15 protein-coding genes and 4 pseudogenes are annotated in these 16980 nt (G+C 36.1%); 6 read left to right on the forward strand and 13 right to left on the reverse strand.

The window, feature by feature from the left end:
- Positions 1-34: 34 nt before the first annotated feature.
- Together J7E66_RS30430 and J7E66_RS30435 are read right to left on the reverse strand one after the other, a co-directional pair.
- Positions 35-859, reverse strand: a complete 825-nt coding sequence (locus J7E66_RS30430) for a GNAT family N-acetyltransferase (RefSeq protein WP_215007552.1) — start codon at positions 857-859, stop codon at positions 35-37.
- A 166-nt stretch (positions 860-1025) separates the two neighbouring features.
- Complete coding sequence (locus J7E66_RS30435) at positions 1026-1490, reverse strand: Gmad2 immunoglobulin-like domain-containing protein (protein ID WP_215007555.1); 465 nt, start codon at positions 1488-1490, stop codon at positions 1026-1028.
- A gap of 301 nt (positions 1491-1791) precedes the next feature.
- Here J7E66_RS30435 and J7E66_RS30440 point away from each other — a divergent pair, with 301 nt between their 5' ends.
- Complete coding sequence (locus tag J7E66_RS30440; RefSeq protein WP_215007558.1) at positions 1792-2262, forward strand: DinB family protein; 471 nt, start codon at positions 1792-1794, stop codon at positions 2260-2262.
- Positions 2263-2368: 106 nt separating this feature from the next.
- Here the strand turns inward: J7E66_RS30440 and J7E66_RS30445 are convergent, their stop codons facing one another.
- Positions 2369-4486 carry an ATP-dependent Clp protease ATP-binding subunit gene (locus J7E66_RS30445; RefSeq protein ID WP_215007561.1) on the reverse strand — a complete coding sequence of 706 codons (2118 nt, stop codon included), beginning with the start codon at positions 4484-4486 and terminating at the stop codon, positions 2369-2371.
- A gap of 161 nt (positions 4487-4647) precedes the next feature.
- Between J7E66_RS30445 and J7E66_RS30450 the strand changes: the two are divergent.
- Together J7E66_RS30450 and J7E66_RS30455 are read left to right on the forward strand one after the other, a co-directional pair.
- Positions 4648-4863 (forward strand): annotated as a pseudogene (locus J7E66_RS30450) (EamA family transporter); the annotation flags it as partial.
- Between the two features lie 395 nt (positions 4864-5258).
- Positions 5259-5738: a DUF3920 family protein gene (locus tag J7E66_RS30455; RefSeq protein ID WP_215007563.1), complete on the forward strand. Its 480-nt coding sequence runs from the start codon at positions 5259-5261 to the stop codon at positions 5736-5738.
- Positions 5739-5859: 121 nt separating this feature from the next.
- On the opposite strand, the gene J7E66_RS30460 is transcribed toward J7E66_RS30455, so the two are convergent.
- Positions 5860-6954 carry a mechanosensitive ion channel family protein gene (locus tag J7E66_RS30460; RefSeq protein WP_251033217.1) on the reverse strand — a complete coding sequence of 365 codons (1095 nt, stop codon included), beginning with the start codon at positions 6952-6954 and terminating at the stop codon, positions 5860-5862.
- Positions 6955-7339: 385 nt separating this feature from the next.
- Between J7E66_RS30460 and J7E66_RS30465 the strand changes: the two genes are divergently transcribed.
- Positions 7340-8125: a hypothetical protein gene (locus J7E66_RS30465; protein WP_215007565.1), complete on the forward strand. Its 786-nt coding sequence runs from the start codon at positions 7340-7342 to the stop codon at positions 8123-8125.
- Between the two features lie 442 nt (positions 8126-8567).
- On the opposite strand, the gene J7E66_RS30470 is transcribed toward J7E66_RS30465, so the two are convergent.
- Positions 8568-9116, reverse strand: coding sequence for a TetR/AcrR family transcriptional regulator (locus J7E66_RS30470; protein ID WP_215007567.1), 549 nt, complete (start codon positions 9114-9116; stop codon positions 8568-8570).
- 172 nt (positions 9117-9288) lie between these two features.
- Here J7E66_RS30470 and J7E66_RS30475 point away from each other — a divergent pair, with 172 nt between their 5' ends.
- Positions 9289-10743: a DHA2 family efflux MFS transporter permease subunit gene (locus tag J7E66_RS30475; protein WP_215007569.1), complete on the forward strand. Its 1455-nt coding sequence runs from the start codon at positions 9289-9291 to the stop codon at positions 10741-10743.
- 426 nt (positions 10744-11169) lie between these two features.
- Here the strand turns inward: J7E66_RS30475 and J7E66_RS32190 are convergent.
- Positions 11170-11250 (reverse strand): annotated as a pseudogene (locus J7E66_RS32190) (cell wall hydrolase); the annotation flags it as partial.
- 512 nt (positions 11251-11762) lie between these two features.
- Here J7E66_RS32190 and J7E66_RS30480 point away from each other — a divergent pair.
- Positions 11763-12944: a PIG-L deacetylase family protein gene (locus J7E66_RS30480; RefSeq protein ID WP_215007571.1), complete on the forward strand. Its 1182-nt coding sequence runs from the start codon at positions 11763-11765 to the stop codon at positions 12942-12944.
- 79 nt (positions 12945-13023) lie between these two features.
- On the opposite strand, the pseudogene J7E66_RS30485 reads toward J7E66_RS30480, so the two are convergent.
- From J7E66_RS30485 to J7E66_RS30515, 7 genes and pseudogenes are all read right to left on the reverse strand, one after another.
- Positions 13024-13131 (reverse strand): annotated as a pseudogene (locus J7E66_RS30485) (DNA alkylation repair protein); the annotation flags it as partial.
- 114 nt (positions 13132-13245) lie between these two features.
- Positions 13246-13995, reverse strand: a pseudogene (locus J7E66_RS30490) (reverse transcriptase domain-containing protein); the annotation flags it as partial.
- A 780-nt stretch (positions 13996-14775) separates the two neighbouring features.
- Complete coding sequence (locus J7E66_RS30495; RefSeq protein ID WP_215007573.1) at positions 14776-14955, reverse strand: hypothetical protein; 180 nt, start codon at positions 14953-14955, stop codon at positions 14776-14778.
- A 198-nt stretch (positions 14956-15153) separates the two neighbouring features.
- Positions 15154-15876 carry a DUF4386 domain-containing protein gene (locus tag J7E66_RS30500; RefSeq protein WP_215007576.1) on the reverse strand — a complete coding sequence of 241 codons (723 nt, stop codon included), beginning with the start codon at positions 15874-15876 and terminating at the stop codon, positions 15154-15156.
- 59 nt (positions 15877-15935) lie between these two features.
- Positions 15936-16160: a helix-turn-helix transcriptional regulator gene (locus J7E66_RS30505; protein ID WP_215007579.1), complete on the reverse strand. Its 225-nt coding sequence runs from the start codon at positions 16158-16160 to the stop codon at positions 15936-15938.
- A gap of 3 nt (positions 16161-16163) precedes the next feature.
- Positions 16164-16610, reverse strand: coding sequence for a hypothetical protein (locus J7E66_RS30510; protein WP_215007582.1), 447 nt, complete (start codon positions 16608-16610; stop codon positions 16164-16166).
- 276 nt (positions 16611-16886) lie between these two features.
- A complete protein-coding gene (locus J7E66_RS30515) occupies positions 16887-16973 on the reverse strand; it encodes an IS3 family transposase (protein WP_308162636.1) in 87 nt (28 codons plus the stop codon).
- Positions 16974-16980: the final 7 nt, after the last annotated feature.

Below are 16980 nucleotides of genomic sequence, written 5' to 3' on the forward strand. Positions count from 1 at the left end.
AATCGCCAAGCAACTCCCTCTACAGTACTTGAAATTAATCCAGAAATTTATAGTAATTCTGGGAATGGTAACTTCTAAATCCACATGATTCATAGAGCCTAAGGGCATGGGAATTTTTGGCCTCAACCTCTAGAAAAATAGGCAGCCCTTTTTGATGTTCCATTTTTACCACTCTTGATAAAGCGTTTCTCCCAATCCCTTTTCCCTGAAGCTCTGGAAAAACAGCAAAACCATAAATCCATGCTTCTCCATTGGATTCGGAAACACGCATTTTTCCAGCAGTTCTTCCTTCTACTTCAATAAGTAAACGTTGATCCCTGCTGTTCTCCCGAATCAACTGATTAAACTCCCTTGCTGCATTTTCATTTAATCCAAATCCCAAGACTTCGAGTCGTATTTCTTCTTCCCAATCCTCATTTGTAAGGGACTTCCTTAAGGTTATATTAGGATCTACGGACAATTCAATTTCCTGCCATTTCATTTGATATTCTGCTAACGAAAATACACAAGGAATATTCTTTAAAAACTGCTTGGCAGAATGTGATTCTGTTGGAGCGTTTAACAAAACAGTAGTATATCGTTTTTTCGCCTCTCCAAGTCCCGTTTCCAGCAACTTAGAAAATAACCCTTTCCTTCGATAATCCGGGTGCACCATCCCGCAAAGCTCCACTTTATCTCCAAAACCATAACATCCAAGAAAACCGACAAGCCGGCCATCTTCATAATGGAAGAAGTCTTCCTTTTTATTCCCGATTCGATTTTCAAGCATATCAAAATTCAGTTTAAGCTGAAATCCTCCTTCTTTTTCACAAACCTCTTGAAGTGCTTTGATTTCAATCAATTCTTCCTTTGTTAGCATTCAATTCACCTCTGTTCATATTCACCTATTCCTATTCTTGGCCATGCCCTGCCATTCCTTCTTTTCAAAAAAACAAAATCCATTTTAGGTAATTTGCATGCCAAATAATTCAAGAAAAGAGCATTCAGTTATGATGAGGTCTTTGAAAATACATAAAGTTAGTTGGTTAAGGCTTTGAAATTGGGATTTCTAACGTATTTATTTTTGATCCATCTTTTGCCGAGTAAACAAATAATTCAAATTTAGCATTATTTGAAGATACTAATCCTTTTTCGAAAGTGATTTCAAATTCACCCCACGCAGGTGCACCCGCTGTTTGGTAGTTACTTTCTTTGACCACTTTCTCCCCATCGTAAAGAGCATATTGAAACACCCCTTCAAATACTTGGGCTTTTCCGGTTAGTGTGAGTGTATCTGAAGTTTCCGTGACGACTACATCTTTAAACACTTCATTTTGATACACTTTTTGCTCTGGTTCAGGTGTAACAGACTCTTCAGGTTTGGATGGATTTTCTCCCTTTGGTTCAGTTGCAGGTGGTTTTTCTTTCACCACATCTTGTTGTTGATTACAAGCGGCTAAACTGATGGCAGCTATTATCATCGCGAACAAATAAGCAATTTTCTTCATCATATTATCCCACCTATTTTTCTTTTAACTTATTATATTGTATTTCCTTTCATAAAAACCCTCTTTTTAAAAATCGAAACCAAAAAAATACAATTCGTCTATATTTTGAGGTGGTAAAGAATCTCCAAACTTTCAACCGAATCTGGAAAAAGGTGATCCGGATATGTATGAAATGGTACTTTATATTGGTGACCCCGTTGCTTTCATGTTTCCCTTCTAGTTCGATGGATATAACTACTTTTGGTATCTTACATAACCGTTCATTCGTGTATAATTTATATATGCCTTACAAGGAGGAATTTTTATGAAGTCAATCGATTTAATTATTCTAAACTTTAATGAAGTAAGAAGGAGAAGCATAAAGGTCTGGACATCTATTCCTGAAGAAAAGCTTCACTGGAAGCCAGATGATGAAGCAATGAATTGCCTAGAAATGATTAGGCACGTACTAGAAAGCGAACATTATTATGACCTTGCCATTAGAAATAGAGGGAGTTTATCCGTTTTCGATTCCCCTTTCGAAAATCAGCCCTTCACTTCAGTAAATGCTGAATTGGAATTTGCTGAACCCTACCGAAAGCAATTCATAGAAACTATTAAGTCATTTTCTGAAGGTGATTTAGAAAATATAAAGATTGACCGCTCTGAATCGGGGTACATAAGAGATTTAGGGGATATGCTTTTACGTGTTGCCTATCACGAATCCGTTCATACTGGGCAGTTATTGGATTATTTAAGGACCGCAGGGGTTCCAAGAATCCGTATCTGGGATTAAGCAAATCCTTTGGTGCTATCAAATGATTTATTTATAAGAGAAACCCCACTATTTGAAAAGTGGGGTTTCTTGATAAGCTTAAAGGATAGATGAAGATCATCTATCCTTATGCTACGTTAATTTTATTATTTTCTACTGATATTGTGATCGCAGTTACGTTTTCGCTATTAATAATTAAAGAAGTGATTTTATCTTCAATTTGCTCTTGGATGGCGCGTCGAAGTGGTCGAGCACCAAATACGTTGCTATAACCTAGTTCCGCAATCTTTTCTTTTGCTTCCTTATCGATTTCAATCGAAATCCCTTGTTCTTCTAATGTTTCTTTAAGCTCTACAATCATAATATCGATAATTTCCACAAGGTTCTCTTTTTGTAGGTGATTAAACTCAATAATCGAATCGATACGGTTTAAGAACTCAAGCTTAAAGTAATTTCCGATTTTGTCGATAATATTTGATTCTGCTCCTTCATGTTCGTCGCTACCAAAACCAATTGACCCTAATTTTTTGCTGCCAACACCAGCATTTGAAGTCATGATAATAATCGATTCACTGAAACTTACGACTCTTCCTTGGCTATCTGTTAACCTGCCATCTTCCATAATTTGAAGAAACACATTCATGACATCTGGGTGTGCTTTTTCTATTTCATCTAGCAGAATAATTGAATAGGGGTTTCTACGAACTTGTTCCGTTAACTGACCTGCTTCCTCATGTCCGACATAGCCAGGAGGTGAACCAATGAGCTTAGAAACTGAATGCTTTTCCATATATTCACTCATATCTAAACGAATCATCGCATCTTTACTGCCGAATAATTCCGCTGCAAGAGTTTTCGTTAACTCGGTTTTACCTGTACCCGTTGGACCTAAGAATAAGAATGAAGCTGTTGGACGTGTTTTAGGTTTTAATCCTACACTTGCCCTTAAGATTGCATTGGCTACTTTTTCAATAGCTTTATCCTGACCAATAATTTTACTTGCTAGTCTCTCTTTCAAATTTTTCATTTTTTGTTGCTCTGCTTTTTGTAGCTTTTGTACAGGGATTCCAGTACTTCTTTCAATAATCTCTTGGACCATTTCTACGGTAATATCTTTCGTTATATTGTTTGAATATTCCGATAATATTAGTTTCATTTCTCTCTCTTCATCACGAAGAATCGCCGCTTTTTCGTAGTGCTCTAATTTCGTTACTTGTTGTTTTTCCTCAGCAATTTCTTTTAAGCGCTGGTTTAAATAGTCAACATCCAGCTCTCCATGAGCAAGGTTTAGCTTTGCACCGGCCTCATCCATTAAATCGATGGCCTTATCTGGTAAGAAGCGATCTTGAATATAGCGTTTTGATAGTGTGACGCATGCTTTTAGGACATCATCTGAATAAATCACATCGTGATACTTTTCATATGCTGGCCGAATTCCTTTTAGAATATCAAACGCTTCATTAACAGACGGCTCTTTAACGATCACCGATTGGAAGCGACGCTCAAGTGCTGGATCTTTTTCAATCATGCGGTACTCTTTCATCGTTGTTGCTCCAACCACTTGGATATCACCACGCGCTAACGCTGGTTTTAATATGTTCCCTGCGTCCATTGAACCTTTAGACGTACCTCCAGCACCAACCATCATGTGCAATTCATCAATGAACAAAATGACGTTCTCACGTTGTTGTAATTCAGTAACAAGTTGTTTCATTTTTTCTTCAAATTGTCCTCTGTAAGATGTACCTGCTACAAGTGAACTGATGTCTAGCAAATACACTTCTTTCGTTTTTAGTTTCGCAGGTACTTTGCCTTTGACGATTTGAAGGGCAAGGCCTTCAACAATCGCTGTTTTCCCTACACCTGCTTCTCCGATTAAGACCGGATTATTTTTTGTACGACGGTTTAGTATCTGAAGGACACGTTCAATTTCTTTATCCCTACCGATCACGCTATCAATTCGCCCTTCTTTTGCTTCATTCGTCAAGTTCCGTCCGTGTTGTTCAAGAAAGCCGTTTGTTTCACGATTCTTCGGCTGGTTTACATTGACATTTTGCTCAGACTGGCTGCCATCTGTGTCCAATTGATTGAACAATTGGTCATCAAAATGAATGGTACCGTTTTCTATTTTTTGTTTTGCGATATCATAGCATTCTGTACACAAACTAATGTGGCTTTGACTCTGATTAAATGATATTTTTAGCTTATAACTCGCTTGGGTTGTTTGACAGTTTTCACAAATCATATTTCAATCCTCCTTTTGACTTTAACTATTTTTAACTATAAATATATGAAAAAGAGCCACTTCTACTAGTAGGCCCGGTGAATATTTTATTAAGTTTTCTCTATTATATTGTACTTCTTGTAACATTTCTACAGGTAATGGTTGGGTGTATACCCAACCTAATAAACGTTTTCTCCACTGCATGTGGATTTCTACTTCGGAATCGTGGATTACAAATGCTTAACGCTTCAAGTGGAGGACTATTTTTCTTCTTTCAACCCGTGGTTGGGACATTACTCGGATGGCTTGTTCTTGGAGAGAACATAGGTATAACGTTTTGGATAGGATCCATCCTAATTCTTACTGGTGTTTTATTCGTTATCATTGAGAAAAAATAGTATTTAAAAACCCCTTCAACCGTATCTGAAGGGGTTTTGCTTATGTACCAGCACTCATTTTCAAGAATAAATAAATCCTCTCTTATTCAACGAACCTGCTCACTTTAAAAAAACTATGTATCAGAGGTATAAAGTATTTTTAAAAATAGTATAAATATAGTATTACGGGCATAAATCTATCCAACCTAGTTCGACATAAAGAAAATTCAGGAGGATTTTATTTCATTAGGCATTGCGTTTAAATTATATAAATTTTGTAAATGATGAGACTAAAGTTTACGAAAAATCTTAAAAACCACAATAGATTGAAGCCTATTGTGGTTTTTAGTCTACTCTCAGTAAAAATGTTTTTTGTATAAGAATAATTGATAAAAATGTATTGGAGGTTTTTATGCATGTCTTTAAGTCAAGTTCTACAAAAACGCATTATTTTTCACCAATATAAAAATTGGTATGTGCTGGATGATGAATTTTATTGGGACATTAAAACATTATACAATACTATTTTTAAATACTTAGACTCAAATTTTAATATTCCAGTTGTTTTTTGTTCTATTCGTCAAGCGAATAAAATCATTTGTGACTTAGGTGATGAAGAAGATGAATATTTACGATTCGCTTCAGGTATTTATTGGAGAGAATTAAAGATTATCTTTATTTTTCGCTTCAGTGAATATATCCCATTAATTGAGACTCTTTTTCATGAATTTCGTCATGTTATGCAAGACTTCAATCCTGATTTTAGACATCATTTTGAATGGGATAAAAAATTACCTTATCTAGAACGAACGACTGAAATTGATGCCTTTCAATTTGCTAAAGAAAAAACAAATGAATATCTAGCATCTGAATCATATAAAAAAGTTGACTTATAATCAGTTAAAAAAAAGGAATCATTCCACTCACGGGGGAATATTCCTTTTCTGGTTATATTTTTTTGTTTCGAGTTGGCAAAACGCAAAAACTTTGTTTTACTTTGGAACAACTAAACTAATTTCAATCATAAGAACCCATTGTTTGTAATAATTCATTTGATTGTGGAGTGACGTAAATGGTTCGGCTTGGAAAAGCAACTTCCACTCCCTCTTCCTCTAATATCCCCATGATTTCTAAATTGATTTCATGTTTAATTTTAACGTGTTCTGCCCAAACAGTAGAATTCGTGAAAAAATAGATAAGAATATCGAGACTACTCTCATTATAATGATCGAATGCGACCATAATCGTATCCGGATGGATCTCTTCATGAGTTCTCAACAACTGTTCAATCCGTTTAACGACTCTTTGAATTTGGTCTTTAGTGGTTTGATAGTTAAGTCCTAAGTGAAAAGAGATTCGTCTTTTCCCCATACGACTCCAATTGGTAATGGCTTCGTTTGCAAGTGTCGCATTTGGAACTGTAACCAGAGCTTGACTAAAAGTGCGAATTTTAGTACTTCTGAAATTAATATCTTCAACTATACCTTCCACGCTAGGTGTTAAAATCCAATCTCCAATGGAAAAAGGTTTTTCTGTTACAATCACGATTCCACCAATTAGATTTCCAACCGCTTCTTTTGCAGCTAAAGCAAATGCCAGACCCCCTAACCCAAGGCCTGCCACCAATCCATTGACATCATAATCAAATTCCTGGCCAATAATACTTATACTGATAGCAATAATGATGACACGAATCGTTCTTGATATAAACGGTAAAAGAATTAAATCAATCTTATTATTGATCTTTTGATTAACACTTATTAAGATCCCCGAAGTGGGAGATGACAAATTAAACAATCCCCAAGTAATTAAAACAATCACCATGGAACGTAAAAATTTTAAAAATAACGTATTATGTTGTTCTATAAAAGGGAAATAATCCATTGCTAAATACAAACCTACAATGATAAAGAACCATCCTAAAGGACGTTCAAACCCTAAACAAATTTTTGTGAAAAAATCAGTCGGCGTTTTTCTAGACAATTTTAAAATTAACTGAAAAACATACTTTGTAAATAAGTTTCTAAAAAGTATAAATAAAACCAAAATACCTATAGAAATCCCTAAATTTTTTAACATGTCATAGTCTATCCCCGCCATTGAAAAAGCCATGACAAATGAACCAAAAGACATTCTAATATACCTTCTCTCTTTTTACGATAATTTTTTAGTACCACAATTGATAGAAAACTTGATGTTACGTGGAAAAACAAGACCCACGAACACCGCTTTTGAAATTATTACATCCTCATATAATAACTTTTCAAACAAGATATTTGAATACAACAAAAGTCTTAGATTGTAGAAAATTCTTCTTCCCTGCATAAATCGTTACCACACTATCTTTTTGCTTGTCACCGCTTATATCCACTGAAAATAAAGCAGATTCATATTTTCCATGTTACCAATCGGGAAAATGATATAAAACATCTTGTTAAGAACAGATAAAACATACTCAAAACAGAATTGGGGACACTAAAGATAGGAGATGATAGATGTGAAATTAAAGATGTTAACCTTAGCTTTACTTGTTGTATTTTCATTTGTTGCGCCGCAATTCATAATAGCTGAATCAACTAATAATAGCGGAGAATTTTTTCGTCATTTTGCCAGGGCATTGCATGACAGAGACGAATCAAAACTAAATTCTTTGATCGATCCTTCTGTTAAAATCCCTGAAATCAAAGAAAACACCCCTATCAGCGGTCTGGAAACCTTACCTTCCCCGGGTAAAAACACGTATGTCATAATTGGGAGTTTTAGAGATGATTCTTTTGATGATTGTATAGCGGGATGTCAAAGAATTGCCTTCATATGGGAAGTATCCATGAAAAGTGACAGGATCTCTAAAATTAAAGTCATATCAGATGAAGCCAATCCGTTTATGAACGAACTCATCCTGACAAAAGAATACAAAGAAAAATTTAATAAACAAATATATGGACCTGGTTATTTTCCCTTTAAGATTACACACGTGAGCGGAAAGATTTCTGGCAAGAAAATTACTTTATATTATAAGAATGTGAATACGCCCTGTTTAGTGAATATACTAGCAGAGCCAACGGCAGGCGAATTGATTTTGCCGAAAGGGAACATGTATAAACCTATAACGCTTCACAAAGGCTACAAAGGTTTTATCGGGGAATTACCGGAGGGATATGAATTAATCTTGTTAAATAATAAAATCCAGTACAACGTAAAGTTGATCGGTGACAGTACCAATTATAAACCATCTAAACGTGATTTAATTAAGGTCGTAAATTCGATGTTTCCACCAAAATGACGACAGCACTATTTCTTGGAGGGATCCTACGATGAAAAGGGTTCTACTCTCGTATCGCCATATAACTCACCTCGTAATCATTATATACGAACAAACGCTCTGTAAATACACAAAAATAATAGGACCAATTTAGGTCCTAAATTTAACTCATTCAAGTAAAGCTCCCGTTAGTACAGCAAAACGAGGCTTACCCATTTTAAAGGGATTATATTATTTCTTTATAATTGCTTTCATCGGATAAAATTCCGTTGTCATTATTCCTGCAACAACGGCTGGATCTTCTGAGATAAATTTTGGGACTTGTTCCTCATTCTCGACTTCAATAATTGCTAGTCCGTGTTGGGCTGAAGGATTAATGAACTACCTTTTGTGTTACTAAACTCCGTCTATATAGAAAGGAAATCTCTAGTTAATACTTGTTTATTAATGAATGATCCTAGAATCATTGCACTCTGTACATTAAATAAATTTGATCTGCGATATAATCTGAACTAAAATGAAGCCCCTTCTTTATCCACCACATGATGATGCCTACCAATGAGGCTGTTTTAATATCAATCGCAACATAATCAGCAGGTAAATCCTTCTTGGTATTCTTCCTTCTTGTTCCTACTAATTGTTTTAATAATAAAAACAATTGCTCCTCGAACTGATTCATATTAAATAAAATAAGTAAATAATTACGATGGATATATAAATAATCAAGCAATTGTGTTAACTGTTGTTTTTCTGATAAATCTTTTGCATGTATTAAAGCAACAATTTTATCAGATAGCTCATTTAAAATTTCATCGGTAATTTGCTTTAGTAAATCTTGAATATCCTGATAATGTAAGTAAAATGTTGTCCGATTTAATCCTGCTTTGGCTGCGACTTTCTGAACCGTTAAATTTGTAATACCGTAGTCCTCTGAAAGGAGCGAAAAGACAGAATTTTTAAACATTTCTCTTGAACGTATTGTACGAGGATCTTCTTTTTTGATTTCAGACATTTTAAACTCCTTTATCGATTTTCTTTTCACTTTCTCAACAATACCTACTATCAATGTAGAGTAGTAAACATTTTCAAAAAAACTGTTCATTGTTACGAACATATATTTTTGTTACTATGTATTTTATCGACACGTTGTCGATAATGCAAGTCTTAAATAAAGGAGTTTATGAATGAATAAGGAACTAACCGAAAGTAATAAAAAAATCTTATTAATTGTATTGATTGCAGGCTGTTTTTTATCAACCTTAAATCAAACTTTGTTAAATGTTGCATTGAGTAGTTTCATGGATATATTTCATGTAGCAGCTTCAACTGTACAATGGATATCAACAGGTTTTATGCTCGTAAACGGTGTTTTAGTACCCATTACGGCGTTTTTAATGAAACGATTTACAACAAGGCAGCTATTTATTAGCTCGATGTTCTTTTTATTAATCGGGTCTGTACTTTGTGCATGTGCGATGAATTTTGGCATGCTGTTAACGGGAAGAATGATTCAAGCCATTGGTGCTGGAATTATTATACCTTTATTGATGACAGTTATTTTATATTTGTATCCTAGCGAAAAGCGTGGAAGTATTATGGGAACAATAGGCTTTGCAATGATTTTTGCACCAGCCATCGCTCCTACATTATCTGGTTTTATCATTGAATATGTATCATGGAGATGGCTATTTATTGGATTAGCCCCATTTATATTAATCGTCATTGTTCTTGCGTTTAAATATTTAATGAATATTACAGAAACATCAAAAGCGAAATTAGACATCGCAAGTGTCATTTTATCATCGATTGGATTTGGATGTATTTTATTTGGATTTAGTAGTGCGGGAAGCAAGGGATGGGATTCTACCATTGTTATTACAACAATTATCGTAGGAATAATCGTTACGACTCTATTCTGTTTACGTCAAATAAAATCCAACGATCCATTATTAAATTTATCCGTATTTAAGTATAGAATTTTCACTATTACATCGTTCATCAATATCCTAATTACGATGATTATGTATGCGGACTTAATCCTTTTACCCATTTACTTACAGGATGGAAGAGGTTTTTCAGCTTTTGAGGCAGGATTGCTTTTATTACCAGGAGCTGTGATAAATGCTTTCTTATCACCTGTCACAGGTAGAATGTATGATAAATACGGTGCTCGACCACTCTTTATTACAGGTTTATTATTTATCATTATTTCCATGTGGGGAGTAATTGATTTAACCGAATCCACAACCTTTATGTATTTAATGGTTCGGACCTGTATTTTACGAATAGGATTAAGCTTCATTACGATGCCTTTAAATACAGCAGGGTTGAATGCTTTACCAAGAGAATTGGGTTCACATGGTTCAGCGGTAAATAATACTGTTCGCCAATTATCAGGTGCTATTGGAACAGCAGTTATCATCACAGTGTATACAATTCAAGCAACTTCTCATGCTTCACAGCTATCTATGGAAAATGAAAACATTTCAGCTAAGCAACTTGCGGAATTAACTTCTATCTTCGGCTCAAGTGATGCCTATGTATTCATGTTAGCTTTTTCTTTTGTGGCGTTAATAGTTTCATGCTTTATGCCTAAAAAAGCCGTAATACAAAAAAGCCAAAGTAAACCCCATAACTGATTAAATTAACATTATTATTCATCGTATTTAAAATGAAAGCATATCTGAGACTTGTCGGATATGCTTTATTTTCAATACAGTTCTAAGCATTTCTTGTGAACCCAAACACTTTTGTTGCTAGTTAAATAGAATGGAATTTCTATAACTTTGTGAAAAAATACACTTAAAGTAAACTGCTCTGTTAGTAAAAAAGCGTCACCACTTAATGTAGAAAAAAAAGACCTTTGATCTATAAAATCAAAGGTCAAAGTTGAACTTAGTGGTCTATGCTAAGTCCATTTTTAGGAGGTCTAAACTCAGAAGAATTTAAACTATTATTAAATTAACATAAAGTGAATATTTATTCAATAATTTTAATAATTATACTTTAGTTTTATTACTAAAAGTTTTATTTTATTTTGTATAAATGTTCTAAATATTTAAAAATTTTCCTTCACCTTCGGCTTCTGCTCTCATAATCCTTGCCATTTTGTCAACGTCTGAACTTCGGTAACTTACTCTTGGCATTTTCCTCCAGTTAAATAATATTCAACTCATAGAAATATTAGTGTAATTTGCTCCTCGCCTTCTGCTTTTTCCATCCCACTTAAAGCGGATCTCTGCTTTGCCATTAGACGCTGGACACACTTTAAACTCATTTAACTAAATTGAGCTTTACGCCTCGCTTTAGGTCATTAGCGATAAGTCAAGTTTTGGCGTTATCTTTTAACAAAACAACATTCGCCTACATAGGTTAATATTATCTTCGCTTAATTTTATTGGTGTTCCGAATGTCGTAAAATATGGATCGTTTTCAATTAACCATATCTATGTATCTACAAAGTAAGTGGGTGCTAATTGATTGTTCATGACTGACTTAAAGGTTCTCAACTTCCTCCTCATCAACTCTTTCGAACATTTGATTATTTCCAAGATATTTATCTACTCGTGGAGTTTCCCAGTATTTCGAATTCAAAAACCCCTTGTCCCATCTTACTAGGCAATAATAGAGTCTATTATTAAGAAAGGAGGAACAAGCGTTGATAGAAAAAACATTCATGAATCTACCTGTTTACTGGCATTATCTAAATCAGCCTTGTCCGTGCTATCTCTGTTACAATTATCTGTTTCCTAAACCATCAATGCACTTGTCTGGATCAATATTTCCAATACAAATAGTACCCTTCTTATCTGTTCAACCCGTACCTATACCATCTATTTGGAGTAACTTTTCCAAAACTATTTATGGTCTTCAACCAGGTAACCACGTGACTAACACCAAGCCTATTGATCTGCTGATTTTCGCCCCTCATCCCGACGACGAGACGCTAGGGACAGCGGGTGTGATCATGCGCTCAGTGGCGGCAGGAAAGCGGGTTCATGTTGTTATCTTTACGAATGGAGATGGTTACCCGAGGGCTGCCTCCCAGCTGCTCAAGAAGAACATTGACGAGCTCCGTCCCGAGGATTACTTCGAATTGGCGCGGGTGCGCCAGTTCGAAGTGTATGCTGCTACGGCGGAGTTGGGACTAAAGCCGTCGGATATTACCTTCCTGGGCTATCCCGATGCCGGACTGGATCGTGTCTATAAGTCCGAGGGCCCCGAGCCTTTCCAGCAACGCTTTACCCTGATGAGAAATACGTATAGCATGGTACACCCGGACTATCACTCGCTTGTTTATGGCATGCCTGCGCCCTATCTGAAGGAATTTGCCCTCTCCGATACAATCGACCTGATTAGGTGTCTGCAGCCAAAGGAAATCTACGTCACCGACGGTGCGGATGGGCACCCCGATCATCAGGCAGCTTACTTGTTTGTTCGTGACGCCGTGCAGGCGACTGGTTACAAAGGGCACGTGTATACCTATTTGATCCACAGCGGACCAGACTCCCAATGGCCATGGCCACGTGGGATTACCCCCAGATTGCCGTTTGAGTCACATGAGTATAAAGAAAAGCAAATTCCCAGCTTTGTAAAGTGGCCTCCGCCAGTGCGGGTGCCACTGACCGAAACTGAATCCATTCGAAAGTTGAAAGCGATTAGCGCTTATCGCTCGCAGCTTGCTACGGACAGGGAATATCTCGAATCGTTTATAAAGAATGAAGAAATTTTTTGGTGTATGGGTGGAGGTAATACTGAATTATATAAATCATATGCCTGGCGACAGTATGTTTCTAGTGACTCTGCTTATATGGATGAAGATGGTTATTTTGGATTTTAAGGCCGTTTAGATGATGTAATTATAACAGCAGGCAAGAGTGTTGGTCCAAACGAACCTTTAGGTAATCTAATAGGTGACCTGCGATCCATTTATCGGCAACAGCTCGCGCAATATCGGTTTCAGCCAAAGTTACTGCAACCACAAAATCAGACAGCATATAAAAATACGCCGCATCCAACCAACGATCATGCTTTAACTTGATGTAAAAGATCAAGAATAGCTTGCCATTCCAGAGATGTTTGATCAAATACATTTTCCCTATGTACTCTTGGTACAATTAAACCTGAACCTAATAAGACTTCTTGAGGTTTTTGAACGAATAAACAATACACCAATCTAAATCATTTAAAACAATGTTTGATAGAAGGGGGGACAGAATACCTCCTTGCGGAGTTCCTTTGGTTGGAACACCTATGCCTTTTACTGGTGCCTTTAGCATTTTCGAGACAATAGTTAATACTCTTTTGTCCTGTATGCCTATACTGTACATCTGTTTGATTAATTTTGAATGGCTTACATTGTCAAAGAAACCTTTTATATCAATGTCTACTACATGAAACAACTTCACGTTATTGACTAGGAACTGACACCTTGCCATTACATGTTGGGTTGACCTATTTGGTCTAAAACCATATGAATGTTTATAAAATTTTGCTTCACAAATTGGCTCTAATACTTGTTTGAACATCTGTTGAATTAATCTATCTCTCATAGTCGGGATACCTAACGGTCGTTTCTTTCCGTTCGGTTTAGGTAATTCAACCCTTCGTACCGTTTGAGGTTTATAATTCTGTAATGCTTTTCGAATTTCTTCAATAAATCTATCAACGTTTTCAATTTTATATTTGTCAATCGTGATGCCATCAGTTCCAGCTGTTTTTGAACCTGTATTAGCTTTGATGTTTCGAAAGGCTAATAAGATATTTTCTTTAGATATGATATGATCATATAGCCTTAAACCCTTTGTCGCATTGTTTTTACTTCGCTCGTAAAGGTCATCGAAATTGTCTTGCATACTGTAATATTCTGCATGTCGTAAAGCTGTACTCACCGATGGATTGTTTCTCCTCCTTGCGGAAAGTCCCATCATCTTACTCGACCCTGTGAGTTTCATTAAATTGATTTGCCTTCAAAGAATAAGACTTGGGACTATCCCTCCACGCTCGTTACACGTTTCATTGGTACTATATCACTACTTTCGCAAGAATAAAGTCACTTCGATATTTATTTATCTTAATAGACACCATCCCGATAGTAGTCGTTTTTATAGTGGATGTTTCTTACTTACAACGTTCCGATTAACCTAGCTTTACATGTATCCGTAGGTGCTTACTTTAAGCCTGTCAAATCTATATCCTCATTAGTTAGATATTCCGAAGTTCCTATGTACTAATCGTACTTTTCGGTGTTTGACACTGCAATTACAGTATACGTCTTTCGAGCGTATCAGTTTCTAGACCCGTACATTCGCAAGTTCGTCAGTCCATCTGGACATTCTCACCTTAGATATTTTGTAGCATCCCGACCTATCATGAACCATATTCCTGTTTAAGAACTTAGATACATTTCAGCCGACTTCACCTAGCTTCATACACGTTCGGGCTACTACCATTCCGTGCATGTAGGAGTATCAGATAACTCGTTTCAGCTCAACATGACGGCACTCATTCCGAGTTTCGATTAATCAGTTGTAATTGCCTTTCGGCAATCCTCCTATTTCGTGCTTCGGCACTTATAAGGAAACGTTTCGCACAGTACAATCCTTCACAAACTAAATCTTGAATATAAAAAGAGGTGCCACAGCTCCTCCATTGTTAAAATTCTAATTTAATTAGTCAATGCTTGTATCATCTAATCGTATTTCAGCTACTTTTCCGTCTTCTACCAGCCAGAATTCAATCGTTTGCACCAAGTTTATGGTCAACGTATCCGACAATTTAAACACCTTGTTCTGTCCTTTTATAGTAACTTGAACCATACGAAGCGATAACATCTTGTTTCGTACTACCAATCTCAATCCCTTTTGCGGTTTTAAGACTAGTTTTGGTCTTTACACCCTCTTCGATTTCCCCAGTTATTAAACGAACAATATCTCCTTTGTCTTTTCTGTTGAGGATAGAAGCCGTTACTAAACCACCTTCCCAATGATAATAATCGTATAAATCGTTATCCTCCCTGCTAAGAGGTGGTTGTATCGGAACTGTTTATCTCAAGCAGTGCTTCCAAACTCTTTCTTTTTTGTAGATATGTTAGCAAGTGCAGATTCATTGAATCCTTTAACAATAAGCCATACTGCTAGAATCATTTCATTAGCTGCTACCGGTAGTGACAAAATTGCCCCCCAAACTGATACTTGTTGAATAATACCGAACATTTCTAACAACGCTGCAACAAATACAAGTGCTGCCCCTGTCATACCCAAGATGGGTATAAACCTCGGTACAAGTTTTGATTTAAAAAATATATAACTGTACATCATCGTATTGATGCCCAGCATGAAATTGGGACCAAGCAAAAATGTCCAGTCATGTACTGCTTTTAATAAAATACCTGAAGCTTGATAAGAGGCAATATCCGGAACACTTGCTGTTGCATATTCTCTGCTTAAGGTCAATAAGGACAGTACGCTTATTACACCAACCATAATGATAACCGCTTCAAGAAACCTGAAACAAACATGCCATAAAGCAATCGTTTCATTATACTTTCTTAAAAATGGAAACATTGTAGTTGCAGTACCAACAGCTGAAATTACCAGAATTAACTCCATAATCGCTCCCATTATCACCTGGTTGGTGTGTTCCGAACCTTTAATCAGGTAATCGGAATCCTTTAGGATAGGATTGTATAAGTTTAGACCAATTACCGCCGTAACAGCTGCCAGTATAAAAAGTATCCCCACAATTTTTGCTGCTTTTTTATTTGAATTCATTTTTTATCCCCTTCTCTTAATAAATTCAAAAACGGTGAAGCAATTAACCATCATAGTTCTTACTTTTTTGTGTTGTCCCCATAGAAGAATATCTCTTCCAACGGTAAGTTAAAGGCGCGAGCAATGCGAAAAGCAAGTTCTAGAGATGGGGAGTAATTTCCTTTTTCAAGAGCCACGATGGTTTGTCTTGTTACGCCTACCTTGTCAGCCAGTTGCAGCTGGGTCATTTCATTATGGTCGAATCGTAATCTTCTGATATGATTGCCGACAAGATTTTTACCCATTTATTAGACTCCTTTCCGATAGTGATAGAGTTTTGTAACTGAACCGGTCACATCGGAAATGAATCCCGAAATGATCATAATTATGAACATCATCGGTGACGGCTGAAAAATGACCAGTGATCCCATTGCTAGTAGAAAGCCGACGATAAATACAAAAAAAGAATTACGGTTCGCTTTCAAGTCAATTAACTTATCCAGTTCATCCGCAAATTTTGGTTCCTTTTCACCGGTCGTAATTCTAAAGAAGATGTTAAAAACAATGCTGATAATGATGTGTGCAACTATTGAAAACAAAATCAGGTTGAGGACGAATGAACCCCAATAGTGAAAGGTCGTAAGCGTAGCCAGCCCTCCTTCAGGGTGCCGCGGATACCTGTATAAGCAATATGTTCCGAAAATGAGTATGGTGCTAATCAGAGATACGATGCTTTTCTTTTCTTGATAAGTCATGGTTTCCCCCCTCGTATTATCTATTTTAATTTTGGTAAAATCTGTTATACATAATGTAATATAAACTTTACATAAAGTAAAGTCTATATTACATAAAAAAATAAAAAAATACTGGACATCGCTAAATGAGTAATGTACCAATTTTTAGAAACGCAACTGGTTAGGAAATTAAAGAAAACATATTCCACTAATCTGCCCAGTTAGTGAAACAACAAAAAAAGGCTCTACTCCTTATTTGAACTGTAACCCATAATATGGACAGTTTAATAAAAGGGCCTATGCAGCTAACAGGTGACCTCGATATTGTACCGGGGTCATCCTATTTAATCCCCACTGGTAACGATCATTATTGTACTCCTCGATATATGAA

It is taken from the genome of Bacillus sp. ISL-7 (genome assembly GCF_018613065.1).

Bases quoted from the DNA above. Each gene is read 5' to 3' on its own strand.
- J7E66_RS30510 (WP_215007582.1), bottom strand. From the start codon at position 16,610: ATGACTTATCAAGAAAAGAAAAGCATCGTATCTCTGATTAGCACCATA.
- J7E66_RS30460 (WP_251033217.1), bottom strand. From the start codon at position 6,954: ATGGCTTTTTCAATGGCGGGGATAGACTATGACATGTTAAAAAATTTA.
- J7E66_RS30445 (WP_215007561.1), bottom strand. From the start codon at position 4,486: ATGATTTGTGAAAACTGTCAAACAACCCAAGCGAGTTATAAGCTAAAA.
- J7E66_RS30475 (WP_215007569.1), top strand. From the start codon at position 9,289: ATGAATAAGGAACTAACCGAAAGTAATAAAAAAATCTTATTAATTGTA.
- J7E66_RS30455 (WP_215007563.1), top strand. From the start codon at position 5,259: ATGTCTTTAAGTCAAGTTCTACAAAAACGCATTATTTTTCACCAATAT.
- J7E66_RS30440 (WP_215007558.1), top strand. From the start codon at position 1,792: ATGAAGTCAATCGATTTAATTATTCTAAACTTTAATGAAGTAAGAAGG.
- J7E66_RS30470 (WP_215007567.1), bottom strand. From the start codon at position 9,116: ATGTCTGAAATCAAAAAAGAAGATCCTCGTACAATACGTTCAAGAGAA.
- J7E66_RS30435 (WP_215007555.1), bottom strand. From the start codon at position 1,490: ATGATGAAGAAAATTGCTTATTTGTTCGCGATGATAATAGCTGCCATC.
- J7E66_RS30500 (WP_215007576.1), bottom strand. From the start codon at position 15,876: ATGAATTCAAATAAAAAAGCAGCAAAAATTGTGGGGATACTTTTTATA.
- J7E66_RS30430 (WP_215007552.1), bottom strand. From the start codon at position 859: ATGCTAACAAAGGAAGAATTGATTGAAATCAAAGCACTTCAAGAGGTT.
- J7E66_RS30505 (WP_215007579.1), bottom strand. From the start codon at position 16,160: ATGGGTAAAAATCTTGTCGGCAATCATATCAGAAGATTACGATTCGAC.